A 25,183-nucleotide genomic window follows, 5' to 3' on the forward strand; every position below is an offset into this window, starting at 1 on the left:
CCCTGGACACCTCCGGTGACACCCGGATTCACCCCATGACGAAAATTACCCTTTCAGCGCAATTGGGGGCCGAGTGGCACCAACACTGTGAGACACGCCGCTATGCTCGCAGCGAACCGGCCACCCGGGCTGGCATGAACCGCGCGAGCGAATGGTTGGATGGAGATGTGACGACCTTGACGACCGAACCGCTCACCGCCCTCGACCGCTGCGACCGCTGCGGCGCCCAGGCCTACGTGCGTGTCGTTCTGCCCGTAGGCGAGCTGCTCTTCTGCGGCCACCACGCCCGTGCACACGCGTCCGCCTATGCGGACATCGCCACCCATGTCCAGGACGAGACGGACCGGCTCCACGCGGAGCACGGTCAGGCCTGAGCCCAGGCCGGACACCCACCGGACCCAAGACGACAAAGACGGCGGTGAGTCACCCTGTGAGGTGACTCACCGCCGTCGTCATGCCCGGCCGGGGTCCGGCAGGGGCCCGTAGGACCCCCGCCGGAGCACGTCAGCCCGCGGCGAGCTCAGCCACCTCGGCGTCGGACAGCGCCCGGTCGAAGACCCGGACGTCGTCGACGTCACCGCGCAGGTGGTCCACCTCGTTGCCGCCGTACTGCGCCCGGCCGATCACCAGCGACCCCTCGGTGGCCGGAACCGTGCACACGTCCTGCGTGGCCACCCGCTCGCCGTCCACGTAGAGCGAGAGGGTGCCGGTCTCGGCGTCCCGCACGCCCGTCAGGTGGTACCACTGGCCCGGCACGGGCTTGGTGGGCGACAGCGCGCGCATGCCGACGAAGCTCATCGCCCATCGCTGGTCCTGCCCCGAGTACTGCAGGAAGAACGCGCTGTTGCTCCCGGTGTCCTGGCTGACCACCGTCTGGAAGCCGCCGTCGGCCACGTCGAGCTTCGCCCACGCCGAGACGCTGTAGGAGCCCTCCGTGCGGACCAGCGTCTGCCCCGTGTCGGCCTCGCCGGCGCCGTCGAACGACAGGCCGCCGCCCGCCACGCCGTCGGTCCAGGTGGTTCCGGTCAGGGTGGCGTCGGCGTCGCCGACGCCGTCCGCCGCGGTGGTACCGCTGCCCTCGTCGAAGCCCCACGCGTGCACGCCGTCCAGGCCGGGCGTCCCCGGGTCGACGACCGGCGGCTCACCGCCCGAGCCGTCCGCGCCCTCGATGATCCGCTCGTTCACGGCGCGCACCTGCGCGAAGTCCATCTTCTCCACCTGCCTGTCATAGGTGAAGAAGCCGTTGACCTCGTGCTCCACGTCGGTGATCTGGGTGTAGATCGAACCGCTGATCCCGCACTGCAGCGCGGCGGTCAGCACGTCCTCCTGGTTCTCGACGTACCGCCGGGTGAGGGTGGCGACGTCGGGCGTCATCTCGTACGCGTGGCCCTCCCCGAACCACATGTGACCGTCCACCTCGAGGCCGAACCCGCCGTGCTCGCCGTCGATCGAGGCGCGCGTGGCGTCCGGCACCGGCTGCGCCGGGCCCACGTACTGGTGCCAGTCGATGATGTCGCCCTCACCACTGTCCCCGAGCGAGTCGCAGCAGTTCACGCCCGAGTGGGCGTTGACCAGCCGCGTCGGGTCCTGCGCCTTGACCTCACGGGCGATCCGGCCGGTGGCCTCCCTCGACCACTCTCCCCAGCCCTCGTTGAACGGGACCCAGCCGATCACGGACGTCCAGCTCGAGTGCTGGTCGACCATCTCCCGCAGCTCGCGCTCGAACCGCTCCTGCCCCTCGACCGGCGGGCGGCCGGTCTTCATCGACGGCATGTCCTGCCACACCAGCAGCCCGAGGCGGTCCGCGTGGTAGAACCAGCGGTCCGGCTCCACCTTGATGTGCTTGCGCACCGTGTTGAAACCCAGATCCTTGTGCTTGACCAGGTCGAACGCGAGAGCCTCGTCCGTCGGCGCCGTGTAGATGCCGTCCGGCCAGTAGCCCTGGTCGAGGGTGGACTGCAGGAACAGCACCTCGCCGTTGAGCGTGATGTGGTTGCGCCCGTCCTCCCCCTCGGCGATCCCGATCTCACGCATGCCGAAGTACGAGCCGACGGTGTCCACGACCTTTCCACGCGAGTCGCGGACGCGTACCTGCAGGTCGTAGAGGTACGGGTCGTCGGGCGTCCACAGATGGGCGCGCGGGACCCGCACGGAGACCTCCTCGCCGACGGTGCCGACGGTCCGCGCCACCACCTTGCCCTTCTTGGCACGGTCGTCGCCGGTCGCGACACCGCCCTCGCGCACGACGACGTCGACGGTGCGACCGTCGGCCGCCTCGCTGCCCTCGACCGTGAGAGCGAGGGTGCTGGTGTCGATGTCGGTGGTCATGTCCAGCTTCTCGGCGTGCGCGCCGGCCACCGGCTCCATCCAGACCGTCTGCCAGATGCCGGAGGCGGCCTCGTAGAAGATGCCGCGGTCCGGCACGTTGCGCTGCTTGCCCACGGGCTGCCAGGTCGCGTCCGTGCGGTCGGTGACGCCGACCAGCACCTCCTGCGGGCCCGACGTCGTCAGGGCGTCGGTGACGTCGGCCGAGAACCGGCCGTAGCCGCCCTCGTGGTGGGCCACCTCCTGGCCGTTGACCCACACCGTCGCGGTGTGGTCCACGGCGCCGAAGTTGAGCAGCACGCGCTGGCCCCCGGTGCGCCAGGTCGCCGGCACCTCGACCGTGCGGCGGTACCACATGTGGTCCTCGTGCCGGTCGATGCCCGAGAGCTCGGACTCCGTCGGGTACGGCACCAGGATGTCCTCCGCGAGGGTCTCGCCGAAGGGCGGCGCCTCACCCTCCGCGGCCCCCGCGAACTCCCACAGCCCGTTGAGGTTGGCCCAGCGGTCCCGGGTGAGCTGGGGCCGGGGGTACTCCGGCAGCGCGTTGTCAGGCGTGACCTCGTCGGTCCACGGTGTCGGCAGGTGCGCGTCGGTGATCGGCCACGCGGCCTGACCTTCGCCCGTGGACTCCGCGGCGGGCGCGGAGGTGCTCGGCACGACGGCGAGCACCGCGCCGGTGGCGAGTGCCACGAACGCAGCGCCGACGCGTCGTCGGGCGGTACCTGGCGGGGTGGGTGTGGAGGGGTGTCTGCGGTGCGACCTTGCTAGCGACATCGGCGTCACCTTCCTGGTCCGAAACACGGCCGGCTTCGTTGCCAGGAGCTACCGTAACGTCCGCCGGCGGCGACGAACAGCGGTCGCAACGCCCTTTTTGTCCAGCGCTGTCATCCGCAGCAGGGCACCCGCGGCACGACAACGCCGGGCGGGTGAAACTTCGGAGAAAGTTCACCCGCCCGGCGTTGGGGTCAGGCCCAGGTCGGAAGACCGGCCAGGACCGTCGGAGCTCAGTCGAGGTAGTCGCGCAGCACCTGCGACCGCGAGGGGTGGCGCAGCTTCGACATCGTCTTGGACTCGATCTGACGGATGCGCTCGCGCGTCACGCCGTAGACCTTGCCGATCTCGTCGAGCGTCTTGGGCTGGCCGTCCTGCAGGCCGAACCGCATGGAGACCACTCCGGCCTCACGCTCGGAGAGCGTGTCGAGCACCTGGTGCAGCTGCTCCTGCAGGAGCGTGAACGACACCGCGTCGGCCGGCACGACGGCCTCGGAGTCCTCGATGAGGTCGCCGAACTCGCTGTCGCCGTCCTCGCCGAGCGGCGTGCTCAGCGAGATGGGCTCGCGGCCGTACTTCTGGACCTCGACCACCTTCTCGGGGGTCATGTCCAGCTCCTTGGCCAGCTCCTCCGGCGTGGGCTCGCGGCCCAGGTCCTGGAGCATCTGGCGCTGGACGCGGGCCAGCTTGTTGATGACCTCGACCATGTGCACCGGGATGCGGATGGTGCGGGCCTGGTCGGCCATGGCACGCGTGATCGCCTGCCGGATCCACCAGGTGGCGTAGGTCGAGAACTTGTAGCCCTTGGTGTAGTCGAACTTCTCGACCGCACGGATCAGACCGAGGTTGCCCTCCTGGATCAGGTCCAGGAACAGCATGCCGCGGCCCGTGTAGCGCTTGGCCAGCGAGACCACGAGGCGGAGGTTGGCCTCCAGCAGGTGGTTCTTGGCCCGCTTGCCGTCGTGCGCGATCCACTTGAGGTCGCGCTCGAACCGGCGTTGGTCCTTGTCGTTCCGGTCGAACTCGGTGGTCGCGAGGCGCTCCTCCGCGAACAGGCCGGCCTCGATCCGCTTCGCGAGCTCGACCTCCTGCTCCGCGTTCAGCAGCGCGACCTTACCGATCTGCTTCAGGTAGTCCTTGACCGGGTCGGCCGTCGCGCCGGCCGTGACGACCTGCTGCGCGGGCTGGTCGTCGTCGTCCGTGTCGGAGACGACGAAACCGGAGTTCTCGTTCTCCTCCTTGGCCGCCTTGCCACCGCGTCCACGAGTCGCCTTGGTGACGATCTCGGGACCGGCGTCGGCCTCTTCCTCGGAGTCGTCGACGGCGACGCCGTCGGGCTCGATGTTGTCGTACTTCGACTTGCCGCGAGCAGCAGGCTTCTTGGCGGCGGTCTTCGCCGCCGGCTTCTTCCGCGTGGTCGCGGCAGCCTCGTCGACGTCGTTCAGCTCGGTCTCGTCGACCTCGTCGACCTCGTCGACGTCCGCGGGCTTCGCGGCGGACCGCGCGGGAGCCTTCTTGGCGGTGGTCTTCGCGGCCGTCGAGCGGGTACGCCGAGCGGGCTTCGCGGAGGTCTCGTCACCGTCGGCGGGCGCCTTCGCGGCGACCGCGGTGGAGCGCGTGGCCGCGGCGGCGGCCACCTTCGTCACGGTAGGTAGTCCGACCTGCACACCGGCGTTGGCCAGTGCGCGCAGCACCGCCTTGAGCCGCTTGGCGTCACCAACCTCCGCGGTCTCGCATGCTCGCCGGAAGTTCTCGGCGTCGACCGAGCCGTCGGCGGCGCCGCGAGCAAGGAGCTCCTGCAGGGCAGGATGCTCGAACTCACGGGGCAGGTTGTCGCGTGCAGGGACAGGAGCGATGTCCTGGGGGGCTTTCAGCGGAGTGGGCGCCACAAACCGACCTTTCGGCATTCGAGGGGGCGGTGTACCGCCGACGGGGCCTTCACTGGACCTTCTGCTTCCGTCGGCGAACATATATATTGTACCGTCGACCTCCATGTCTGCCGCGACGAACGCGGCGATATGGACAAAGTCAGTGCGAAGTCACGTCCGGCGGGCGTGCCCCGCAGGTGTATCTGATCTCGCGTGCCAAGAGTCAACGAACGAGGCGCCCACACCATTCCCGGCCCCGCGAATCCGCGCCGGATCAGGCCAGGGCACCGGCCCGACACCGGCCCGGCGGACACCGCCCGGGCGGCGCGTCGGACGACAGCCCGTCAGACCTTGACGGCCAGCACCGGGCACGGCGCCTCGACCAGGATCCGCTGGGCACCCGCGCCCAGGATGAGCTTGCCGACGGGGCTGCGCTTGCGCAGGCCGATCACGATCAGCTCGGCACCCGTGCTCGTGGCGGTACGGATCAGGTCCTCGGCGAGGTCCGCCGCGCCGTGCTCGACGCGCACCTCCACGTCGCCGGCGAGCCGGCCGACCAGCTCGTCGGTCTCGGCCTGACACTCGTCCGCCGGCTGCTTGCTGTTGGTGACGACGACCAGCGGCACCGCACGCTCCCTGGCCTCGGTGACAGCGGTACGCAGAGCCTCTTGGCCCTCGGGCGTGGCGAGGTGGCCGACGACGATCGTCATGTCCACCGACGCTACCCCACGCGGCGCCCGGAACGTGCCCTCACACGGCCGCCGCTTCCCCCGGTTCCTGCTCACCGGGGAACGGCACCCGCTCCCGCCGCACCCAGCCAGGCGGGACTCCACCGACGATCGCCCCCCGCAGGAGCAGCGCGAGCCGGTAGCCCGGGTCCACGCCGAGCGCGTCCGCCACCCGCTCGGCGGCCAGCCCGCCGTCGCCGTGCCACCACGCGACCAGCGCCAGCAGCAGGTACGCCGGGGCGCGCCGGTTGCGTGGCACGTGGGTGACCACCGCCTCCAGCACGTCGCGAGCCGCACGCGTGAGCTTCTCGTCCGGAGGAACTCCCAGCTCCGGGTCGACGATCCGCGCCATGACCGCCCCCGTGGCCGTGTCGGTGTCACCGTCCACCTGCCGACGGGCGGTACGCGACGCCGTCTCCTCCGTACCCGGCGCCAGGCTCAGCAGCACGGCGTCCCGCACCGGTGTGTCCGCGAGCGCCGCGCCGATCTTCCCGAGATCCACCGGCGCCAGTGTCGCCTTCTGCCCTGGACCGGCACCGGCTGCCGCACGGACCGCGGAGCGCCACAGATCGAGGCTCTGGGCGCCCCACTCCGCCAGCTCCCGCTCGGCGCGCAGGGCCTGCGACGACGACGCCAGAGGGCCGCGCGAGCGCCGCGCGGGGGCGTCGACGGGTGCCGTGCCGTCGACGGGCCCGCCGCCGTCGGGAAATCTCGTCCGGTTCAGGAGGCGCCGGTGAGTGTCGCTCCAGCGGGCGGCTGCCCGGCGTGCCTGGGTCCTGGCCGCCTCGGGCGCCGGCCGCAGGGCGTACCGCTCCTCCCGGGTGCCGGCCACCGTGCGCCCCTCCAGCACCATGTGGGCGGCGATCCTGCTGCCCTGCAGCGTGGTCAGAGGGCGCCCCTCGGCGGGGCAGCACGTCGGGTCGGCGCAGTCGAGCGCGCGGTACCCCGTAGGGGTCACGAGCCATGCCTCGGTGCCGGGGAGCCGGCGCTCGAGGCGTGCCCGGAGCAGGTCGACGGCCCGCCGGGCTGCTCCGGTCGGCACGGTCGGGTCGGTGGCGGTGTACAGGACCACCACGGCGCGGTCGGCGCCGTCGGCGACCACGTGGTCGGCGAGCCAGCGGGCGGTGGCCGCGCCGTCCGGTCCGCCGGGGTCGTCGGGCTGCCGCAGGCGCAGGTCGTCGAGGTCGACGCGGGCGACGAGGCCGACGCGCTGACGTGGTCCGGTCAGGCTCACGGCGACGAGGGACTCGGCGGGCTCGAAGCCGAGCCGGTAGGGGATGTAGGCGAGCAGGTCCTCGGGTCCGGCGACGCGGACCACCGTCGCGTTCGGCACGGCGGATCGCCGGCCGAGGTTCTGGGCGGGAGTGTCCTTGGGGTTCATGTCCTCGATCCCAGCCGTCCCGCGGGGCCGCGGCGCGCTCAGGAGGCCGGTGTGGACGACGGCTCACCCTGTGGTCGGGCTCCGTCCCTTGCACTGTCCTCACGAGGGTCTCTCCGGCTACGGTGTCCGACGTGCCTCGTCTCGCCCCCACCCGTCGCACGGCCGCGCTCGCCGCCGCCGTCGGGCTGGCGCTGGCGACAGGGGCTTGCGGCAGCGGGGCCGAGCCGCCGGCGTCGGCCGCCGCGGCGGCGAGCACCCCGGAGCCTCGGTCCGACGTGTCGGGCGGGCCCACCGAGTTCCCGAGCTTCGACCCGGCGTCCGCCGTCGGCACCTATGCCGAGGGGTTCCCTCCCGACCTGTTCCCGGTGCCGAAGGGCGCCCTCCTGCTCGCGTCGTCCGCCAGCCCGGCGCCCGCGCCACGCGACGCCAAGGCCAAGGGCATCCGGATGACGCAGGTGACACTCAACCTCGCGTCGAACCTGCCGACCAAGAAGTTCGTGGCGCAGGTCGAGCAGATCCTGGTCGACCAGGGCTTCGAGCAGATCGAGGCACCGGAGTCGAGCGGGCTCTCCGCGCAGACCGCGTTCCTGCGGGTCTCCGAGACCAAGTCCGGTGAGGTCCAGGAGTCGCTCATCGTGGGCGTGCTCGACGACGGCGAGCGCCGTCTCGCCTCGATCAGCGGCACGGTTCGCACCGCATAGGCTGGGCCCGTGTCCGTCTCACCCGCGCGTACCGGCGCCCTCGACCCAGCCGCCCTGCTCGACACCGAGGGCCTCCGAGCCGACGTCGACGCCGCGGTGACCGCTCACCTCGACCGGCTGGCGGCGGAGGTGAGCGCGATCAGCCCGAGCGCCGAGGCCCTGGTCGAGGAGGCAGCGGCGCTGCTCATGGGCGGCAAGCGGCTGCGGTCAGCGTTCTGCTACTGGTCCTTCCGGGCGCACGGTGGCGCCGCCGATCGGGCGGACCCGGCCCGCACCGCGACCGTGCGGGTGGGTGCGGCGCTCGAGCTGTTCCAGGGGGCCGCGCTGCTGCACGACGACGTGATGGACAACTCCGACACCCGCCGCGGCCGCCCCACCGCGCACCGGACGTTCAGCACCCGGCACGCCGGGGCCGGCTGGTCCGGCGAGTCGGTGCGGTTCGGCGACGCCGCCGCGATCCTCCTCGGTGACCTCGTGCTCCTCGCCGCCCAGCGCGAGCTGTCGGCTGCGCTCGCACCGCTGCCCGCCGACGTCGCCGAGGCGGTCCGCGCCCGCTTCGACGCCATGCAGAGCGAGGTGGTGGTGGGCCAGTACCTCGACGTGCTGGTCCAGGCCGAGCCGTGGGGCGACGACCCTGCCTCCGACGAGGAGCGTGCACGGAGGGTGCTCCGCGCCAAGACCGCCAGCTACTCGGCCGCCGCCCCGCTGGCGCTCGGCGCGCTGCTGGCCGGTCGGGGTGCGCAGGCGGCCGCCGGGATCGAGGCGGCGGGTCTGCCGCTCGGCGAGGCCTTCCAGCTCCGGGACGACGTGCTCGGGGTCTTCGGTGACCCTGCCGTCACGGGCAAGCCCGCGGGCGACGACCTGCGCGAGGGCAAGCGCACGGTGGTCGTGGCGCGCACCCTGGCGCTGCTGCCCGACCCCGGGGGGCCGGAGGCCGCCGCGCTGACCGCCGCACTGGGGGACGCCGACCTGTCCGAGGAGGACGTCGCCCGCGTCCGCGAGATCATCGTCGGCTCGGGCGCGCTGGACGCGGTCGAGCACCTCATCGCCGACCTGTCCGTCCGGGCACACGCGCTGCTGGACCTCGCGCACCTCACCGAGCCCGGCCGGGGCGTACTGACCGACCTGGCCCACGCGGCGGTCGACCGGGCCTCCTGACGCCGCCACCCGACGGGCTCACCGAGCCCGGGCTCGCCGCGTCCAGACTCACCACGTCCAGACTCACCACGTCCAGACTCACCAGGTCCAGACGGTGACCTCGCCGCCCTGCTTCAGCCGCTCGCCCGCCGCCGGCTCCGTCTCGGTGACACCGTCACCGAACAGCTCGCCGAAACCGCGCACCACGACGGTGTAGCCGGCCTCCTCGAGGGCGGTCTGGGCATCCTCGACGGACATCCCCACGACGTCGGGCACCGCACCCTCCGGACCCTTGCTGACGAGAACCGTGACGGTGTCCCCCTGCTGCGCGCCGGCCCCGCCGGCCGGATCGGTACCGAGCACCGTGCCGGCCGGGGCCTCCTCGTCGAACCGCTCCTGCCGCTCGACGTCGAAGGCCTCTGCCTCCAGCGCCGCCGTGGCCTCGTCGGCACCGAGTCCGGCGACCTCCGGAACCGTCACGGGCGGCGGCCCGTCCGACACCGTGAGCCGAACCCGTTCGTCCGTCGGCACCATGTCGCCGTCGCGGACCGAGGCCCAGATGACCTCGTCCTGCGCGCCGTCGTTCGTGTACTCACGGGAGACCTCGACATCGGCCAGGCCCGCGTCCCGCAGCGCGGTCCGTGCCGTCTTCTCGGTCATGCCGACCAGGCCCGCCGGGACCTCGGCCAGCTCCTGCCCGAGGGAGACCACCAGGCGCACCGGCTCGTCGCGGTTCCAGCGCTCCCCCTCGTCGGGGACCACGGAGATCACGTCGCCCTCCGGCACCTCGGAGTCGTGCTGCTCCACGCTCGACGGCGTCAGGCCCGCCTCGGTCAGTGCCTCCTGCGCGTCCTGCGCCGCCACGCCGACGACGCCGTCGGGCACCACCGCGTAGGCGCCGGGGCCACGCTCCGTGTACCACCAGGCGCTGAGCAGGACCGCCACGAGTGCGACAGCCAGCAGGACCTTGCGCCCGCGCCGGGGCTTCGTCGCGGGCGGCGCGGGAGGTTGTGGCGGCTGCTGCGCCACCCAGCGCCCCGCGGCCGGCCGCTCCACCACCGCGGTACGTGCCGCCTTGACGGCGGCCTGCGACGGCGGCGGCGCCGCGCTCGCCGGGATGTCCAGCACCTCGTTCGGGATCTGCTGGAAGGTGTTCCGCAGCGCGTCGAGCGCCACGGCCGCGTCACGCGGACGCCGGTCCGGGTCCCGAGCCGTGAGGGCACGGACCAGGAGGTCCAGGGGGCGGCCCAGGTGCCCGGCGAACGCGCTCACGGGCGGCACGTCGCTGTTCACGTGCGCGTACGCGACCTGGATGGGCCCCTCGCCCGCGTGCGGCAGGCGGCCGGTGAACATCTCGAACGCGAGGATCCCCACGGCGTACACGTCGGCGCGCGCGTCGACGTGCCCCGTGGAGATGGTCTCGGGCGCGAGGTACGCGACGGTCCCCAGCACGGTGCCCGTCGTCGTGTTGGACACCTCGGAGATGGCGCGGGCCAGCCCGAAGTCGGCGACCTTGGGGCGGCCGGTGCCCTGCTCCAGCAGCACGTTCTCCGGCTTGATGTCACGGTGCACGATGCCCTTGGCGTGCGCGGCGGCGAGCGCGGAGAGCACCACGTCGAGGACCGCGAACGAGCGGCGCAGCGTGAGGTCGCCGTCGCGGATCAGCTGGCGCAGGTTGGTGCCCGGCACGTACTCCATGGTCAGGTAGCGCATGTCGCCGTCGGTGCCCTGGTCGTAGACCGCCACGACGCCGTGGTGCTGCAGGCCGGCCGCCGAGCGCGCCTCGCGCTCGAAGCGTTCCCGGAAGCTCGCCGCCTGCTCGCCCTCCGCGAGGTGCGGGTGCATCACCTTGAGGGCGATCTCGCGGTTCAGCCGGTTGTCGTGCGCGCGGTACACCGTGGCCATGCCACCTCGCGCCACGCGCGCGACGATCTGGTACCGCCCGTCGACCAGGCGGCCGATGAGAGAGTCTGCCGTCACCTGAGCCACGCTCGGAGTGTACGGGTGACCGCCCACGCTCCGAATGAAACTCGCATAGTGGACAGGATGCCGTTGCCGGATCGTTGCGGCGTCGCGGCCCCCGCCTCGTCGCATACCCTTCTACCGTGACAGATCTCGACGCCCTCGTTGGCGAATGGCTGACCCTGCCCGACCTCGCCGAGGCCCTCGACATCGAGGTAGGCAAGGCACGCGGCCTCGTCCGCGACCAGCACGTCGTCGGCATCAAGCGTGGCGAGCGCACCACCTTCCAGGTGCCCGCCAGGTTCGTGCTGCCGGAGGTCGACGGCCGCCCCGGTGTGATCCCCACCCTGCGCGGCACCGTGATGGTGCTGTCGGACGCCGGGTTCAGCGAGGAGGAGATCCTCGAGTGGCTGTTCACGCCGAACGACGAGCTCGGCGAGAAGCCCGTGGACGCCCTGATCAACGGCAAGCGGGCCGCCGTGCGCCGGGTGGCGCAGACGCTGCTCTGACCTTCGTCGTGAGCGCGTCAGCCGCGGAGCATCTCCGCGACCTGGAAGGCCAGCTCCAGCGACTGCTGGTGGTTCAGCCGCGGGTCCACGAGCGTCTCGTAGCGCAGTGCGAGGCCGGCGTCGGAGATCTCCTCCGCACCGCCCAGCACCTCGGTCACGTCGTCGCCCGTCAGCTCCATGTGCAGGCCACCGGGCACCGTGCCCAGGGAGCGGTGCACCTCGAAGAAGCCGGCGACCTCGTCGAGCACGTCCGTCAGGCGCCGGGTCTTGTACCCGCTGTCCGAGGTGATGGTGTTGCCGTGCATCGGGTCCGTCACCCAGGTGACGTTCGCGCCTGACCAGGTCACGGCCTCGACGATGTTCGGCAGCACGTCCCGGACCTGGCCGGCGCCCATGCGCGTGACGAACGTCAGCCGGCCGGGCACGTTGTCCGGGTTGAGCCGCTCGGTGAGCGCCAGGGCGTCGTGCGGGGTGGTCGTGGGGCCGAGCTTGACTCCGATCGGGTTGGCGATGCGCGACATGAAGTCGACGTGGGCGCCGTCGAGCTGGCGCGTGCGCTCACCGATCCAGAGAAAGTGCGCGCTGGTGTCGTAGGCACGGCCCGTGCGCTGGTCGGTGCGGGTCATCGCGCGCTCGTAGTCGAGCACCAGTGCCTCGTGGCTCAGGAAGAACTCGACGGAGCGCAGCGCGTCGAAGTCGGCCCCGCACGCGTGCATGAACCGGATCGCGCGGTCGATCTCGTCCGCCGTCTTCTCGTAGCGCGCGTACGCGGGATTGCGCATGAATCCGCGGTTCCACTCGTGCACCTGGCGCAGGTCGGCGAAACCGCCCTGCGTGAAGCCACGCACCACGTTCGCCGTCGCCGCCGAGATCCGGTACGCCTGCTCGAGCCGCTCGGGGTCGGGCGTACGGTCGGCCGCCGTGAACGGGAACCCGTTGATCATGTCGCCGCGATAGGCGGGCAGCGTCACGCCGTCGCGCGTCTCCGTGTCGCTGGAGCGCGGCTTGGCGTACTGGCCTGCCATGCGGCCCATCTTCACCACCGGCGTGCTGGCGCCGTGCGTGAGCACGACCGCCATCTGCAGGATGGTGCGGACCTTGTTGCGGATGCGGTCGGCGTTCGCCTCGGCGAACGTCTCCGCGCAGTCCCCGCCCTGGAGCAGGAACGCCTCGCCCCGGCCGGCGGCGGCGAGCCGCTCGGTCAGGGTGTCGGCCTGTGCGGGCACCACGATGGGCGCGGCCTGCGCCAGGCGGCCCGTCGCGGCCGCCAGAGCGACCTGGTCCGGCCACGTCGGCTGCTGGAGCGCCGTGAGCGTGCGGTAGTGGTCGAGGCCCGTCAGGCCCGCCGACCGTTCGGCCGGGTCGGTGACCGTGCTCATCGGCTCACCGTCAGTGGTGCCCGCACCGTGCTCAGTGCTCCGTCGGGGCGGCCGGCACGAGCGGCTGGCCGATGTCCGCCAGGAGCTCGCCGAACCACTCCTGCGAGACGTCGAACGCCTTGCCGCCGGCGATCCGCGGGAACGCGATCGCCTTGAGCTTGTCGCCGTCCTCCTCGTCGTGGCCGATGACGCCGGACTCGCCGCGCAGCGCGCACTCCACCGCGTAGTCGGTCATCGACTTGATGAGACGCAGGTCGTCGCTGTTCGCGGCCGCGGCGCGCGAGTAGTAGCCCGACTTCTGCACCATCGTCTTCTCGGCGCCCAGCTTCTCCGCGAACTGCTTCGCGAACCACTGGCCGGGGTTGATCGTGTCGAGCTTCACGTGCCCGAACGGGTCGCGCTCCACCGTCTCGCCCGCCGCCTCGAGCTGGGCCACGATCTCGTGCATGCCGGCACCCTCCGACAGGAAGATGTTGACGTTGCCGATCTCGTCCATGACGCCGCGCAGGCGCTTGGCCTCGCCCTCGAGGTCGATCTCCAGCTCCGGCAGGAACACCGCGTGCACGTCCCAGCGCTCGCGCGACAAGCCCAGCGCAGGGGCCCACTCCTGCTCGTCGAGCCACTCGCGGTACTTCCCGGCCGTCGCGGCGGTCAGCCAGCCGCAGTGGCGACCCATGACCTCGTGCACGATCAGCATGCGCGGGCCCACGCGGTTCTCGCCGATGACGTTGGCCGCGAACCTGGCACCCTCCTCGGCCGCGGTCCACGCGCCGAGCGACTGCTTGATCGGCACCACGTCGTTGTCGATGGTCTTCGGCAGGCCCACGACCGTGAGCTCGTAGCCGTTGTCGTGCAGGTAGGCGGCGAGGTCGGCGGCCGTCGTGTTCGTGTCGTCGCCACCGATGGTGTGCAGCACGTCCACGCCGTCGGCCTTGAGCTGCTCCGCGGCGACGTGCAGCGGGTCCTGGCCCTCCTTGACGAGGCCGCGCTTGACGGCGTCCTTGACGTTGGTCAGCTTCACCCGCGAGTTGCCGATCGGCGAGCCGCCGAAACGGTGCAGGATGGGGGCCTGCTTGCGAGCCTCCTCGTCGATCTCGATCTTGTTGCCGGTCAGCAGGCCGTGGTAGCCGTGCAGGTAGGCGATGATCTCGATCTCCGGGTCGAGCTCGGTGTAACGCTCGATCAGACCGCCGACCGAGGACGACAGGCAGGGCGCGAAGCCGCCGGCGGTCAGCAGGGCCACACGACGAACAGCCATCTTCAGGAGCACCTCTCATCGGGAAAAGTTCACGGGAACCACGGCCGGCGATCGCCCGCGCGGAACCCTTCGTCGTCATCCTACTGACGGCCGGCGACCACGCCCGGCGCGTCCGGTGAATGAGCACCTGATGGCCCAGCCGCAACCCGCACGTGCCCACGCGAAGTTGCTGCTCGACTCGGGCACACAGCGCGTGAGAGGATCTCCAGGAGCCTCCCGGTGCCTAGCGGCCCGGGAGGCTTTCTGTTATGACGATCCGTTCTTCGGCGGCCCGCCCGCCTCGCCTGAGCATCCGCCCGACCACGCCCGCCGACCGCCCCGTCCTGGAGCGGCTCTGGCTCCTGTTCCGGCACGACATGTCAGAGGTGTCGGGCGCGCTCCCCGACGCGAGCGGCCAGTTCCGGCGCGAGCGGCTCGACGCCGCGTTCACCGAACCCGGGTGGCGCGGGCTGGTCGCACACCTCGAGCCCGCTGACGGCGGCCCGGCATCACCCGTCGGGTTCGCACTGGTGCGCGGCCTGGACGGCCGGATCCGGGTGCTCAGCTCGTTCTTCGTGGTGCGGGGCGCACGGCGGGCCGGCATCGGGCGGCAGCTCGCCGCGCACGCGCTCACGAGCTTCCCCGGCCGATGGGAGATCGCGTTCCAGGACACCAACCCGCCTGCCGTGCGGTTCTGGCGGGAGGTGGCGACCGCCGCCGCCGGGCACGAGTGGAACGAGGAGCACCGCGCCGTGCCCGGTCGCCCGGACCTGCCGCCGGACACCTGGATCTCGTTCACCAGCCTGCCGAACCGGCACGCATAGCTGCCGCCCGCCGGCCGGCCTCGAGCCACCCGCCATCCTGGCGATATTTATCGATAAAGTACCCGGCATCGACAAGGGCGTCAACAGGCGCGGCCAGCAGGCCCCGCGGGCCGGAACAGCCCTTGTCGCGCCTCAGGTTTAACGATAAAGTTCCGCCGACCGATCAGACCGTGCAAGGAAGCACGCAGATGACCCGAGGCGGTCCGGGGCACGGCACCGTGCCGGACCCGACGCCGACGTGACAGAGGCACCCGCACGGTGACCGGTCAACCGCGAGGTACGGCATGGCGCCGGTCCTCGTGCTCGACGACATCGAAGTCCGAACGAGAGGCAAGTCAATGGCGATGGAATCTCAGGCAAGGCCGGCCCACCCGGTCCGGCGAGGACGACAAGCGCTCGCGGCCGCGGCTGCGACCGCGGTGGCGGTGGGGGCGATGCTCGTCGCGCCGTCCGCTGCCGCGCAAGCGGTCAGCGGTGACCCGTGGGTGAGCGAGGTGCCGGACAACCCGATCTCGGACGTCTACCGCTTCACGGTGCCTCGCGCGGCGGTGACCGAGGCGACCGGCCTCGGGGACGGGCCCGTCGCGGTGCAGGGGAACTTCGGCCCGGGCAAGGCGTGGACCGACCTCAACATGGGGACCAGCGGGGCGAACCTGACCGCCACGCTCGGCCCTCTCGAGCCCGGCCTGTACTACTACCAGTACGCCGCGCGCCCCGCCGCGGACCAGGACGCGGTCGCGTTCCGCAACCCCGACGCACCCCAGGAGGTGACGTCGAAGCCCACCTACAGCACGATGTTCGTCCCCGGGCCGGGAGCGGAGTGGCTCGACGACGTGGCGGGCGGCGGCGAGCTCGAGACGCTCGAGTACGGCAAGGGTCCGGAGCGCGGGAAGGAGGCGCTCGTGTGGACGCCCCCTGGTTACGACGCGGACCGTGCGGAGCAGTACCCGGTGCTGTACCTGCTGCAGGACGAGGGCCAGAGCTACCGCGAGTGGGTCGAGCTGGGCCGGCTCGGCCAGATCATGGACAACCTCACGCTCGACGGGGACGCCGAGCCGATGGTGGTCGTCATGGGCGACTCCGACACAGCGGGCCCGGCCGGCGTGACGAAGGAGCTGCTGCCGGCCGCCGAGCGGGCGTTCAACGTCTCCGACGAGGGGTCGGGCCGCGCGCTCGCCGGGATCGGTCGCGGTGGGGAGCTGGCTCTGAGCACCCTGGTCGCCACACCGCGTGAGTTCGGCGGCGTGGGCTCGTTCTCGGGCGGTTACGACAAGGCGATCTCGCGGGGAAAGGCCAAGCAGATCAACGCCTCGACCGACGTCGTCCGGCTGTACGCGGGCAACGTCACCGACCCCGCGTACGACGACACGGTCGCGCTGGCCGACCGGCTGACGAAGGCGGGCGTGGAGTTCCAGCCCGACGGGTCGGACCCTGAGACCGGCGGCACGTGGGACACGTGGCAGAAGAACCTGCACGACTTCGCCGGACGCGTCTTCCAGGAGGTCGACGACGAGGGCCCGAGCGAGGGGCACCTGCCGTTCGTCGAGCACGAGCTGCCGGCGCCGGGCACGACCCCGACGCCGTGGGTCGACGAGAACAGCGTGGTCACCTTCGAGCTCGGCACCGAGTTCGCCGACGCGAACAACATCACCGTCTGGGGCAACTTCGGCCCGGCCGGAAGCTGGCCGCGCACCCACATGGTCAAGCAGGCCGACGGGTCGTGGCGCCTCTCGCTGGCCCTCGAGGGCGGCTCGTACTACTACAAGTTCGTGGTCGACGGCGTCGACCACAAGGACGCCGACAACCCCACGACGGTGTTCTCGGAGCCGACGTGGAGCACCTTCACCGCCGAGGGTGACACGATCCGCGGTCGGTACACCGCCCAGGTGCCGGCCGACGCGCGCGGCGAGGTCAGCGTCATGAGCTACCCGAGCACCGCGGGCGGCGGCACGCAGCGGTCGGCGTACGTGTGGACGCCGCCGGACTACGACGAGGACCGTGCCGAGGAGTACCCGGTCTTCTACCTGCAGCACGGCGGCGGGCAGACGTGGACCGACTGGGTCGAGGTGGGGTACGTCCAGCGCATCCTCGACAACCACTACCTGCGGGGCACCATGGAGCCGATGGTGGTCGTCATGGCCAACGGGAACGGCGTGGACTTCCCCACGGAGATCACGACCCGCGTCGTGCCCGCCGCCGAGGAGCAGTTCAACATCAGCTCCGAGGGTGACCGGCGCGCTCTGGCGGGCCTCTCGATGGGCTCGGGCCACACGCTCAGCACGCTCTGGGCGCACCCGGGCGAGTTCGGCTACATCGGCGCCATGTCGGCGTTCGGTGCGCCGCCGGCCACCGCGGACGTCGAGGCCATCAACGAGGGCACGAAGCTGCTGCGCGTCTACTCGGGTGACGTGCAGGACTTCACCTACGGCGCGACACTGCAGCTGGTCGCGGCCATGGAGAACCGCGGCGTGAACCACGAGTTCGCGCCCATCATCCCGGGTCCGCACAGCTGGGACGTCTGGCAGAAGTCGCTCATCGACTTCCTCCCCCGACTGTTCACGGAGAGCGCCGGCGCCTAGCGGCGGGGCCGGACGGCCGCACCGCGTGACTTCGACCGGTTGAAGTCACGCGGTGCGGCGCCCGGGGAGGGCTCAGCCGATCAGGTGCAGGCTCTCCTTGTTCTTGTCCGCGTACAGCCGCTCGACGTCGGCGTCGAAATCCTTGAGGAACACCGCGCGCTTCACGCTCTGCTTCGGCGTCAGATATCCGTTCTCGATGGTCAGGTCGCCCGGCAGCACGGTGTACTTGCGGATCGACTCCGCCTGGGAGACCGCCTTGTTGGCGCGCTGCACGGCGGAGTCCAGCGCGGCCAGCACGTCCGGGTCCTTCCGAGCCTCGTCGACGGACAGCGCCGGCTTGCCGTGCATCTTGAGCCAGCCCGGCAGCCCCTCGGCGTCGAGCGTCATGAGCGCACCGATGAAGGGCCGGTTGTCACCGACCACCACGCACTGGCTCACCAGCGCGTGCGCCCTGATGCGGTCCTCGAGGTTCGAGGGCGCCACGTTCTTGCCGCCCGCGGTGACGATGATCTCCTTCTTGCGGCCGGTGATCGTGAGGAACCCGTCGTCGTCCAGCACCCCGAGGTCTCCGGTGCGGAACCAGCCGTCGTCGGTGAACGCCTCCGCCGTCGCCGCCTCGTTCTTGTGGTAGGCCCGGAACATGTGGTGGCCCTTGAGCAAGATCTCCGAGTCGGCGGCGATCTTGACGCCGCAGCCGGGCAGCTGCAGGCCGACCGAGCCGATCTTCGTCGCCGACGGCCGGTTCACGCTGGTGGGCGCCGTCGACTCGGTGAGCCCGTAACCCTCGAGCACCTTCAGGCCCAGCCCTCGGTAGAAGTGGCCGAGCCGCTCACCGAGCGGCCCGCCGCCCGACACCGCGAACTCCGCCTGGCCGCCCAGCCGGGCGCGCAGCTTGGAGAACACCAGGGCGCTGGCGACCTTGTGCTGCAACCGCAGGCCCAGGCTCGGGCCCGACGGCGTGTCGAGCGCTCGCGACCAGGCGATCCCGGTCGCGGTGGCCCAGTGGAAGATCTTCGCCTTGCCGCCGGCCGCCGCCGTCTGCTCCGCGGTGTTGTAGACCTTCTCGAACACGCGCGGCACGGCGAGGATGAACGTCGGCTTGAACTCGCCGAGGCCGTTGACCAGCGTCGACGTGTCGGCCCAGTGGCCGGTGACCACACCGCCCGCCACGGCGAGCACGTGGATGTAGCGGGCGAACACGTGCGACATCGGGATGAAGAGCAGGGTGCGTCCGCCGTCCTTCGCGAACACCTCCGGCACCGCCTCGACGGCGTTCACCGCGAGCGACGCGAAGTTGCGGTGGGTCAGCTCGGCACCCTTCGGCCTGCCGGTCGTCCCCGAGGTGTAGATGATCGTGGCCAGGTCGTCCAGGTCGGCGATGGCCCGGCGACGGGCGATCTCCGTGTCCGGCACGTCGGTGCCCTGTGCCGCCACCGCGTCCAGCGCGCCGTCGTCGATGACGAGCACCTCGGACAGGAGCGGGCAGGCGTCACGCACCTCTGCGACCGTGGCGGCGTTGCCGGCGGTCTCGGCGAAGACGAGCTTCACCTCGGCGTCGGACGCGATCCACTCGACCTGCTCGGGCGAGGACGTCTCGTAGATCGGCACGGGCACGGCTCCGGCGGCCCAGACCGCGAAGTCCAGCACCGCCCAGTCGTACCGGGTGCGGCACATGATGCCGACCCGGTCTCCCGGTTCGATGCCGCGGGCCACGAGACCCTTGGCCACGGCGACCACCTGGGCGTCGAACTGGCCGGCCGTGACGACGCGCCAGGGCTCGCCCTGGCCGCCGGGTACCTCCATCATCGGCTTGTCGGCACCAGCGCCGACCCGCTCAGCGAGCACGTCGTTGAGGTTGGAGGTGGGGGGCAGCTCGATAAGGATCGGGCTGAAGATCTCGTCCATTCTGACTCCAGTGGCAGTACTGACCGTGCCTGCAAAGATACCGGGAAACGGACGCCGCGTGTTGCATCCCGAGCGGTCGCTACCCTGGTTGTGCGCACCTACTCGGTGCAGCCTCCTTTTCGACGGTCGGTACGACCGTCGTGCAACGAGAGAACGTGAGGACGAATGCACGCCATCGGGGTCGACATCGGCGGCACGAAGATCGCTGTGGGAGTCGTCGACGAGGAGGGCAAGATCCTCGCCCAGGTGCGGCGGGAGACCGACGCCGACGACGTCGCGCACATCGACAAGGCGATCGCCGACGCCTGCAACGAGCTCGTCAAGGAGCACGAGGTGGGCGCGATCGGGCTGGCGGCAGCCGGCTTCGTGAGCCCGGACCGCACCTCCGTGAACTTCGCCCCCAACATCGCCTGGCGGGAGTACCCGCTGGCGGCGAGGGTCGCGGAGCTCGTGGACGCCGACCTGCCCATCGTGGTGGAGAACGACGCGAACGCTGCCGGCTGGGCCGAGTTCCGGTTCGGCGCGGGCCGCGACGCCACCGACATGCTCATGCTCACCGTCGGCACCGGTCTCGGCGGCGCCGTGATCTCCGAGCGGGAGCTCGTGCGCGGCAAGTGGGGCATGGCGGCGGAGGTCGGGCACATGCGCGTGGTACCGGACGGCCACTACTGCGGCTGCGGCCACGAGGGCTGCTGGGAGCAGTACGCGTCGGGCAGCGCGCTGGAGCGCGACGCGCAGCACGCGGCCGTCGCGCGCGTCGACCAGGCCGCGCGGCTGCTGGAGCTCGCCGGCGGTGACCCCGAGGAGATCCGGGGCAAGATGGTGACCGAGGCAGCCCAGGAGGGCGACCAGCTGGCGGTCGAGCTGCTGGCCACCCTCGGCCGCTGGATCGGTGAGGGCTCTGCGTCCGTGGCGGCCCTGCTCGACCCCGAGCTCATCGTCATCGGCGGCGGCGTCGGCGCGGCCGGCGAGCTGCTGCTCGGGCCCGTGCGCCGCGGTTTCGAGGCGCAGCTGTCCGCCATGGGGCACCGGCCGGTCGCGAAGATCGAGCTGGCCGAGCACGGCAACGAGGCAGGCATCGTGGGCGCGGCGGACCTAGCCCGCCGCTGACCGTCCCAGAACCCTGCCGAGGTAGTCCCGTGGCGAGGTAGTCATCTGGCGAGGTAGTCGCGTACGTGACTACCTCGCCAGATGACTACCTCGCCACGGGACTACCTCGGCGGGGGTTGTTGGTCAGACGACGGCGCCCGGTCCGTCGTCGTCAGGGTCCCGCTGGTGCGGCATGCGCCAGATCAGCACGCCGAGCCCCGCCACGAACAGGCCGACGCCGATCTGCCCGACCAGCGGCGGGATCGCCACCGACGGCATCGCCGCCGACACGACCATCCCGACGAGGGCCAGCGTGGGCACGCCCACGACGAAGCTCCAGGCCATCGTCAGCAACGGGTCGCGCGAAAGGAGCGGGGGTGGCTCCGGCGGGGTGAAGTGTGACTCCGCCTCCTCGAGCGCCTCGGACTCCGGCGACAGCGGCCAGTCCCGCGGCCCGGCAGGCATGATCAGCCGCGGCCCGCCCGCCTGGTCGTCGCCGGCCCGGTCGGTGTCAGCCCGGTCGGTGTCGGCGCGGCCGGAATCGAGGGGCTCCGCGGCCGACGCGTCGGAGCGTGCGCCGGCGACGTCGTCGCGGTCGTCAACAGGGCTCTCGGCACCCGGCCGCGAAGTCTGAGAGGATTCGGCGGGCTCGTCAGGGTCGGCGGCCGCGCCGTCGGCCCGCGAGGAGTCCAGGTCGCCGAGCGTGGCGACGATGTCGGCCCAGCGCGAGGCCACGTCGTCGTCGCCCAGCTCGCGTGGGGTGTCGCCGGGCACGTCGTCGTCTCGGTCGTCGGTGTTCGATGCGGCCATGGGCACACTCTATTGTCGTCAGGGGCCCGCGGGGCCGGGTCTTGAGGAGGAATCTTGTTCTACTGGGTGATGCGGAACGTGTTGGTCGGCCCGCTGCTGCGCCTCGCGTACCAGCCATGGGTCGTCGGCGCGAAGAACGTGCCGCGGACCGGCGCCGCGATCGTCGCCAGCAACCACCTGGCGGTGATCGACTCGTTCATCCTGCCGCTCCTGATCCCACGCCGGGTGACCTTCCTCGGCAAGTCCGACTACTTCACGGGCAAAGGCCTCAAGGGCAAGATCGTGGCCTGGTTCATGACGGGCATCGGCGTCATCCCCGTGGACCGGTCCGGGGGCGCGGCCAGCGAGGCGGCGCTGCGCACCGGCCTGCGCGTGCTGCGCGAGGGCACCCTGTTCGGCATCTATCCCGAAGGGACCCGAAGCCCCGACGGCCGCCTCTACAAGGCGAAGACGGGCGTGGCCCGGATGGCTCTCGAGTCCGGCGCGCCCGTGATCCCCGTCGCCATGGTCGACACCGACGTCGCGCAGCCGCCCGGGCGGGGGCTGCCCACCTTCATGCCGCTCGGCGCGGTGATCGGCGAGCCGCTCGACTTCAGCCGGTACAAGGGTATGGAGACCGACAAGTTCGTGCTCCGCGCCGTCGCCGACGAGATCGAGTACGCGATCCTCGCACTCTCCGGCCAGGAGTACGTCGACGCGTACGCGGCCAGCGCCAAGGAACGCGTCGCCCGGGGCGAGGCCCCGATCCCCGCGTCGGAGGAGGGTCCGGGCGGCCTGCCGCTGCCCGAGGTCGAGAAGCCGAGGCGCCCACGGCGCTGACCGCCGGCCACCACGGAGGTGGGCCGCGAGGTCAGCCGACGATCCCCGCCGGGACCGGCTGGCGCGGGTGCGGCTCGTCGCCGACGGCGGCCTGCGCCTCCCACAGCGCCACCTCGAGCCGGGCCCGGGCCTCCGCGTACCGGGGGTCCTCGGCCACGTTGTGCAGCTCGTCCGGGTCCCGCTCCAGGTCGTAGAGCTCCCACTCCCCCGGGTACCGGCCCGGCCCGGTGCCCGGGAGCCCGAGCCCGTCGTTGTAGAAGTAGATCAGCTTGTACCGGGAGTCCCGGTACCCGTAGTGGGCGGCCGCGAGATGGTTGCCGTCGTCGTGCTCCCAGTAGCGGTAGTAGAAGCCCTCCGGTGCGTCGCCCGGTTCCCCGTCCCCCGCGAGGTCCGCGAAGAAGCTGCGGCCCTGCATGCCCGGGTGCGCCGGCACGCCCGCCGCCTCCAGCACCGTCCTGGCCAGGTCCACGTTCGTCACGATCCCCGCGTGCACGCCGCCGGCGGGCAGACGGCGCGGGTAGGACAGCACGAACGGCATCCGGATCGACTCCTCGTACATGTACCGCTTGTCGAACCAGCCGTGGTCCCCGAGGAAGAAGCCCTGGTCGGACGAGTACATGAGCAGCGTGTCGTCGAGCCGGCCGCGCTCGCGGAGCCAGTCGGTCACCCGGCCCACGTTGTCGTCGACCGACGCGACGCAGCGCAGGTAGTCCTCCATGTACCGCTGGTACTTCCACAGCGCCAGCTCGTCGTAGCCGAGCCCGGCGGGCGGCTCGGTCTTGAGGTCGTCCAGCGTCAGGTGGTCCGCCACGCGCATGGCGGAGCGGCGTGCCGAGGACGTGCGCGTGGCGTAGTCGTCGGTGAACGTCGCGGGCACGGGGATCGGGCCCGAGTACAGGTCCTTGTGCCTCTCGTCCGGTTCCCAGGAACGGTGCGGTGCCTTGTGGCAGATCAGCAGGCAGAGCGGCGCGTCGTCGTCCAGGCTGTCCGCCCACCCGAGCGCCAGGTCCGTGATGACGTCGGTCGCGTACCCGGGAACGGTCCGGCGTCCTTGCGCGGACAGGAACGTCGGGTCGAAGTACTCCCCCTGCTCGATCAGCACGTCCCAGTAGTCGAACCCCTGCGGGTCGTGCCCGTCGCCGTGCCCCATGTGCCACTTGCCGACGATCCCGGTGCGGTAGCCGGCGTCGCGCAGCTGCGTCACGAAGGTCGGCAGGCTCGCGTCGATCGGCGTCGAGAGCGTGGTCACGCCGTTCACGTGGCTGTACGTGCCGGTGAGGATCGACGCCCGGCTCGGGGTGCACAGCGCGTTCGTCGCGTAGCAGTGGTCGAGCCGCCAGCCCGCGTCCGCGATCTCGTCGATCCGGGGCGTGGTGTTGACCACCGATCCGTACGCGCCGACCGCGTGCGCCGCGTGGTCGTCGGTGAGGATCAGGACGATGTCGGGCTTGCGGGCGGATGCGCTCATATGCCCTGCCTACCAGACTGTCCCCATACCGACGAAGGAGCAGACCGTTGACCTCCACCGCCGTCGACCTCGCCGCGCGCCTGGGTCGTACCGTGCTGTACCAGATCTACCCGCAGTCCTTCGCGGACGCCGACGGCGACGGGATCGGCGATCTCGCCGGGATCGCCGGTCGGCTCGACTACCTCGCCTGGCTCGGGGTGGACGCCGTCTGGATCAGTCCGTGCTTCGTCTCGCCGTTCGCCGACGCCGGGTACGACGTCGCGGACTTCCTGCGGATCGCTCCCCGGTACGGCACGAACGACGACCTCGCCCGGCTCACCGAGGACGCCGGCCGCCGCGGCATCTCGGTGCTGCTCGACCTCGTGGCGGGCCACACGTCCGACCAGCACCCGTGGTTCCGTGCGTCCGCCGACGACCCGGACGACCACCGGTTCGTGTGGAGCGACGCGCCGGTCGACGGCTTCGAGCCGGGTCCGGGTACGCGCGGCGGGTTCTACCTGCCCAACTTCTTCCCGGTCCAGCCTGCGCTGAACTACGGCTACGCACGCCTCGACCCCGCGGAGCCCTGGCGTCAGCCGGTCGACGCTCCCGGTCCGCTGGCCAACCGTGCGGCGCTGCGCGAGATCATGGCGCACTGGTTCGAGCTCGGCGTCGCAGGCTTCCGCGTCGACATGGCGTCGTCCCTCGTCAAGGACGACCCCGGGCACGTCGAGACGGGCAGGCTCTGGCGCGAGATCCGGTCCTGGCTGGACGACGCCTACCCCGGGCGGGTGCTGGTCAGCGAATGGGGCAACCCCCGGGTGTCCGTCCCCGCGGGCTTCCACGCCGACTTCTTCCTCCAGTTCGGCGGCGACGACAACGGCCTGCCGATGCGCTCCCTGTGGAACAACAGCGCCGGGACCGTGAACCCCGCCTGGGCCGAGGTGCCGGCCTGGGCCGCCGCCGACGCGCGCGGGGACGCGGAGACGTTCGCCCGTGCGTGGCGCGAGGCGGCCGAGGCGATCGCGACCGCCGGGCGTGGCGGGGTGGTGGGCCTGCCGACGTCGAACCACGACTTCACCCGGCTGGTCGCGGGCGACCGGGACGCCGAGCAGGCGCGCGTGGGGCACGTGCTGACCATGACGTGGCCCGCCATGCCGTCCGTCTACTACGGGGACGAGATCGGCATGCGCTACGTGCCGGGCACGCCGACGCTGGAGGGTTCCCGCCTGAGCCCGACCTACGACCGGTCCGGCTCGCGCACCCCCATGCAGTGGGGCGACCTTCCGGACGGCACGCTGGGCCCTGGAAACCCCGGCACGTCGACGTACCTGCCGCAGGACCCCGACCCGGGCCGGCCGACGGTCGCCGCCCAGCTCGACGACGAGGAGTCGCTGCTGCACCTCGTGCGCGAGCTCATCGCGCTGCGCCACGGCGACCGCCGGCTCGACGTCGAGTCGCCCGTCGAGGTGCTCGCCACGGCCTACCCCATGGCGTACCTCCGGGGCGGCACCCTCGCGGTCGTGCTCAACCCGGGCCGGGCCGCGGTGCGGCTGCCGCTCGACGGCGCGGCGGGCGCACGGGAGGTGCTCGCCCGGCGGTGCCGCGTCGAACCCGGTGACGGCGGGCACGACGTGGTGCACCTCGACGGCCACGGGTACGCCGTGCTGGACCTGGACGCGCCCGACGGACAGCGGCCGGCGGGTTAACCT

19 protein-coding genes are annotated in these 25,183 nt (G+C 71.7%); 9 read left to right on the forward strand and 10 right to left on the reverse strand.

Annotation, left to right across the window (positions count from 1 at the left end):
* Window positions 1-167: 167 nt before the first annotated feature.
* Window positions 168-374 carry a DUF7455 domain-containing protein gene (locus ACYVK7_RS11645; protein WP_253867690.1) on the forward strand — a complete coding sequence of 69 codons (207 nt, stop codon included), beginning with the start codon at window positions 168-170 and terminating at the stop codon, window positions 372-374.
* Window positions 375-504: 130 nt separating this feature from the next.
* Here the strand turns inward: ACYVK7_RS11645 and ACYVK7_RS11650 are convergent, their stop codons facing one another.
* From ACYVK7_RS11650 to ACYVK7_RS11665, 4 genes are all read right to left on the reverse strand, one after another.
* A complete protein-coding gene (locus tag ACYVK7_RS11650) occupies window positions 505-3,015 on the reverse strand; it encodes a LamG-like jellyroll fold domain-containing protein (protein WP_460887842.1) in 2,511 nt (836 codons plus the stop codon).
* 314 nt (window positions 3,016-3,329) lie between these two features.
* Entirely contained in the window at window positions 3,330-5,003 is a 1,674-nt protein-coding gene (locus ACYVK7_RS11655; RefSeq protein ID WP_460887843.1) for an RNA polymerase sigma factor, read from the reverse strand.
* 305 nt (window positions 5,004-5,308) lie between these two features.
* Window positions 5,309-5,674 carry a universal stress protein gene (locus ACYVK7_RS11660; RefSeq protein WP_460887844.1) on the reverse strand — a complete coding sequence of 122 codons (366 nt, stop codon included), beginning with the start codon at window positions 5,672-5,674 and terminating at the stop codon, window positions 5,309-5,311.
* A gap of 40 nt (window positions 5,675-5,714) precedes the next feature.
* Window positions 5,715-7,073: a DUF4192 domain-containing protein gene (locus ACYVK7_RS11665; protein ID WP_460887845.1), complete on the reverse strand. Its 1,359-nt coding sequence runs from the start codon at window positions 7,071-7,073 to the stop codon at window positions 5,715-5,717.
* A 131-nt stretch (window positions 7,074-7,204) separates the two neighbouring features.
* Here ACYVK7_RS11665 and ACYVK7_RS11670 point away from each other — a divergent pair, with 131 nt between their 5' ends.
* Window positions 7,205-7,774 (forward strand): hypothetical protein, encoded by a 570-nt coding sequence (locus ACYVK7_RS11670; RefSeq protein ID WP_460887846.1) that lies wholly within the window; start codon window positions 7,205-7,207, stop codon window positions 7,772-7,774.
* Between the two features lie 9 nt (window positions 7,775-7,783).
* Window positions 7,784-8,932, forward strand: a complete 1,149-nt coding sequence (locus ACYVK7_RS11675) for a polyprenyl synthetase family protein (protein WP_460887847.1) — start codon at window positions 7,784-7,786, stop codon at window positions 8,930-8,932.
* A gap of 78 nt (window positions 8,933-9,010) precedes the next feature.
* Here ACYVK7_RS11675 and pknB read toward each other — a convergent pair whose 3' ends face one another.
* Window positions 9,011-10,891, reverse strand: a complete 1,881-nt coding sequence (gene pknB / locus ACYVK7_RS11680) for a Stk1 family PASTA domain-containing Ser/Thr kinase (RefSeq protein ID WP_460887848.1) — start codon at window positions 10,889-10,891, stop codon at window positions 9,011-9,013.
* Window positions 10,892-11,016: 125 nt separating this feature from the next.
* Here pknB and ACYVK7_RS11685 point away from each other — a divergent pair, with 125 nt between their 5' ends.
* A complete protein-coding gene (locus ACYVK7_RS11685; RefSeq protein WP_460887849.1) occupies window positions 11,017-11,382 on the forward strand; it encodes an Rv2175c family DNA-binding protein in 366 nt (121 codons plus the stop codon).
* Between the two features lie 17 nt (window positions 11,383-11,399).
* Here the strand turns inward: ACYVK7_RS11685 and ACYVK7_RS11690 are convergent, their stop codons facing one another.
* Window positions 11,400-12,761, reverse strand: a complete 1,362-nt coding sequence (locus ACYVK7_RS11690) for a class II 3-deoxy-7-phosphoheptulonate synthase (RefSeq protein WP_460887850.1) — start codon at window positions 12,759-12,761, stop codon at window positions 11,400-11,402.
* 31 nt (window positions 12,762-12,792) lie between these two features.
* Entirely contained in the window at window positions 12,793-14,019 is a 1,227-nt protein-coding gene (locus ACYVK7_RS11695; RefSeq protein WP_460887851.1) for a pyrophosphate--fructose-6-phosphate 1-phosphotransferase, read from the reverse strand.
* A gap of 248 nt (window positions 14,020-14,267) precedes the next feature.
* Here ACYVK7_RS11695 and ACYVK7_RS11700 point away from each other — a divergent pair, with 248 nt between their 5' ends.
* Both ACYVK7_RS11700 and ACYVK7_RS11705 read left to right on the forward strand, forming a co-directional pair.
* A complete protein-coding gene (locus ACYVK7_RS11700) occupies window positions 14,268-14,822 on the forward strand; it encodes a GNAT family N-acetyltransferase (protein WP_460887852.1) in 555 nt (184 codons plus the stop codon).
* A 338-nt stretch (window positions 14,823-15,160) separates the two neighbouring features.
* Entirely contained in the window at window positions 15,161-17,401 is a 2,241-nt protein-coding gene (locus ACYVK7_RS11705) for an alpha/beta hydrolase-fold protein (RefSeq protein ID WP_460887853.1), read from the forward strand.
* Window positions 17,402-17,473: 72 nt separating this feature from the next.
* Here ACYVK7_RS11705 and ACYVK7_RS11710 read toward each other — a convergent pair whose 3' ends face one another.
* Window positions 17,474-19,306, reverse strand: coding sequence for an AMP-dependent synthetase/ligase (locus ACYVK7_RS11710; RefSeq protein ID WP_460887854.1), 1,833 nt, complete (start codon window positions 19,304-19,306; stop codon window positions 17,474-17,476).
* A 165-nt stretch (window positions 19,307-19,471) separates the two neighbouring features.
* On the opposite strand from ACYVK7_RS11710, the gene ACYVK7_RS11715 reads away from it, so the two are divergent.
* Window positions 19,472-20,416: an ROK family glucokinase gene (locus ACYVK7_RS11715; protein WP_460887855.1), complete on the forward strand. Its 945-nt coding sequence runs from the start codon at window positions 19,472-19,474 to the stop codon at window positions 20,414-20,416.
* A gap of 123 nt (window positions 20,417-20,539) precedes the next feature.
* On the opposite strand, the gene ACYVK7_RS11720 is transcribed toward ACYVK7_RS11715, so the two are convergent.
* The gene (locus tag ACYVK7_RS11720; RefSeq protein ID WP_460887856.1) at window positions 20,540-21,205 is read right to left on the reverse strand and encodes a hypothetical protein; all 666 of its coding nucleotides are present in this window, start codon (window positions 21,203-21,205) and stop codon (window positions 20,540-20,542) included.
* A 54-nt stretch (window positions 21,206-21,259) separates the two neighbouring features.
* Here ACYVK7_RS11720 and ACYVK7_RS11725 point away from each other — a divergent pair, with 54 nt between their 5' ends.
* Window positions 21,260-22,024 carry a lysophospholipid acyltransferase family protein gene (locus ACYVK7_RS11725; RefSeq protein WP_460887857.1) on the forward strand — a complete coding sequence of 255 codons (765 nt, stop codon included), beginning with the start codon at window positions 21,260-21,262 and terminating at the stop codon, window positions 22,022-22,024.
* A 31-nt stretch (window positions 22,025-22,055) separates the two neighbouring features.
* Here ACYVK7_RS11725 and ACYVK7_RS11730 read toward each other — a convergent pair whose 3' ends face one another.
* Window positions 22,056-23,492 carry a sulfatase family protein gene (locus ACYVK7_RS11730; RefSeq protein WP_460887858.1) on the reverse strand — a complete coding sequence of 479 codons (1,437 nt, stop codon included), beginning with the start codon at window positions 23,490-23,492 and terminating at the stop codon, window positions 22,056-22,058.
* Between the two features lie 47 nt (window positions 23,493-23,539).
* Here ACYVK7_RS11730 and ACYVK7_RS11735 point away from each other — a divergent pair, with 47 nt between their 5' ends.
* Window positions 23,540-25,180 carry an alpha-amylase family glycosyl hydrolase gene (locus tag ACYVK7_RS11735; protein ID WP_460887859.1) on the forward strand — a complete coding sequence of 547 codons (1,641 nt, stop codon included), beginning with the start codon at window positions 23,540-23,542 and terminating at the stop codon, window positions 25,178-25,180.
* Window positions 25,181-25,183 lie beyond the last annotated feature (3 nt).

The sequence above is a fragment of the Promicromonospora xylanilytica genome (assembly GCF_054782895.1).

What these genes read in the sequence shown, in the direction of transcription:
- ACYVK7_RS11655 (WP_460887843.1), bottom strand. Translation starts at nt 5,003, where the DNA reads ATGCCGAAAGGTCGGTTTGTGGCGCCCACTCCGCTGAAAGCCCCCCAG.
- ACYVK7_RS11660 (WP_460887844.1), bottom strand. Translation starts at nt 5,674, where the DNA reads ATGACGATCGTCGTCGGCCACCTCGCCACGCCCGAGGGCCAAGAGGCT.
- ACYVK7_RS11665 (WP_460887845.1), bottom strand. Translation starts at nt 7,073, where the DNA reads ATGAACCCCAAGGACACTCCCGCCCAGAACCTCGGCCGGCGATCCGCC.
- ACYVK7_RS11690 (WP_460887850.1), bottom strand. Translation starts at nt 12,761, where the DNA reads ATGAGCACGGTCACCGACCCGGCCGAACGGTCGGCGGGCCTGACGGGC.
- ACYVK7_RS11695 (WP_460887851.1), bottom strand. Translation starts at nt 14,019, where the DNA reads ATGGCTGTTCGTCGTGTGGCCCTGCTGACCGCCGGCGGCTTCGCGCCC.
- ACYVK7_RS11700 (WP_460887852.1), top strand. Translation starts at nt 14,268, where the DNA reads ATGACGATCCGTTCTTCGGCGGCCCGCCCGCCTCGCCTGAGCATCCGC.
- ACYVK7_RS11705 (WP_460887853.1), top strand. Translation starts at nt 15,161, where the DNA reads ATGGCGATGGAATCTCAGGCAAGGCCGGCCCACCCGGTCCGGCGAGGA.
- ACYVK7_RS11710 (WP_460887854.1), bottom strand. Translation starts at nt 19,306, where the DNA reads ATGGACGAGATCTTCAGCCCGATCCTTATCGAGCTGCCCCCCACCTCC.
- ACYVK7_RS11715 (WP_460887855.1), top strand. Translation starts at nt 19,472, where the DNA reads ATGCACGCCATCGGGGTCGACATCGGCGGCACGAAGATCGCTGTGGGA.
- ACYVK7_RS11720 (WP_460887856.1), bottom strand. Translation starts at nt 21,205, where the DNA reads ATGGCCGCATCGAACACCGACGACCGAGACGACGACGTGCCCGGCGAC.
- ACYVK7_RS11730 (WP_460887858.1), bottom strand. Translation starts at nt 23,492, where the DNA reads ATGAGCGCATCCGCCCGCAAGCCCGACATCGTCCTGATCCTCACCGAC.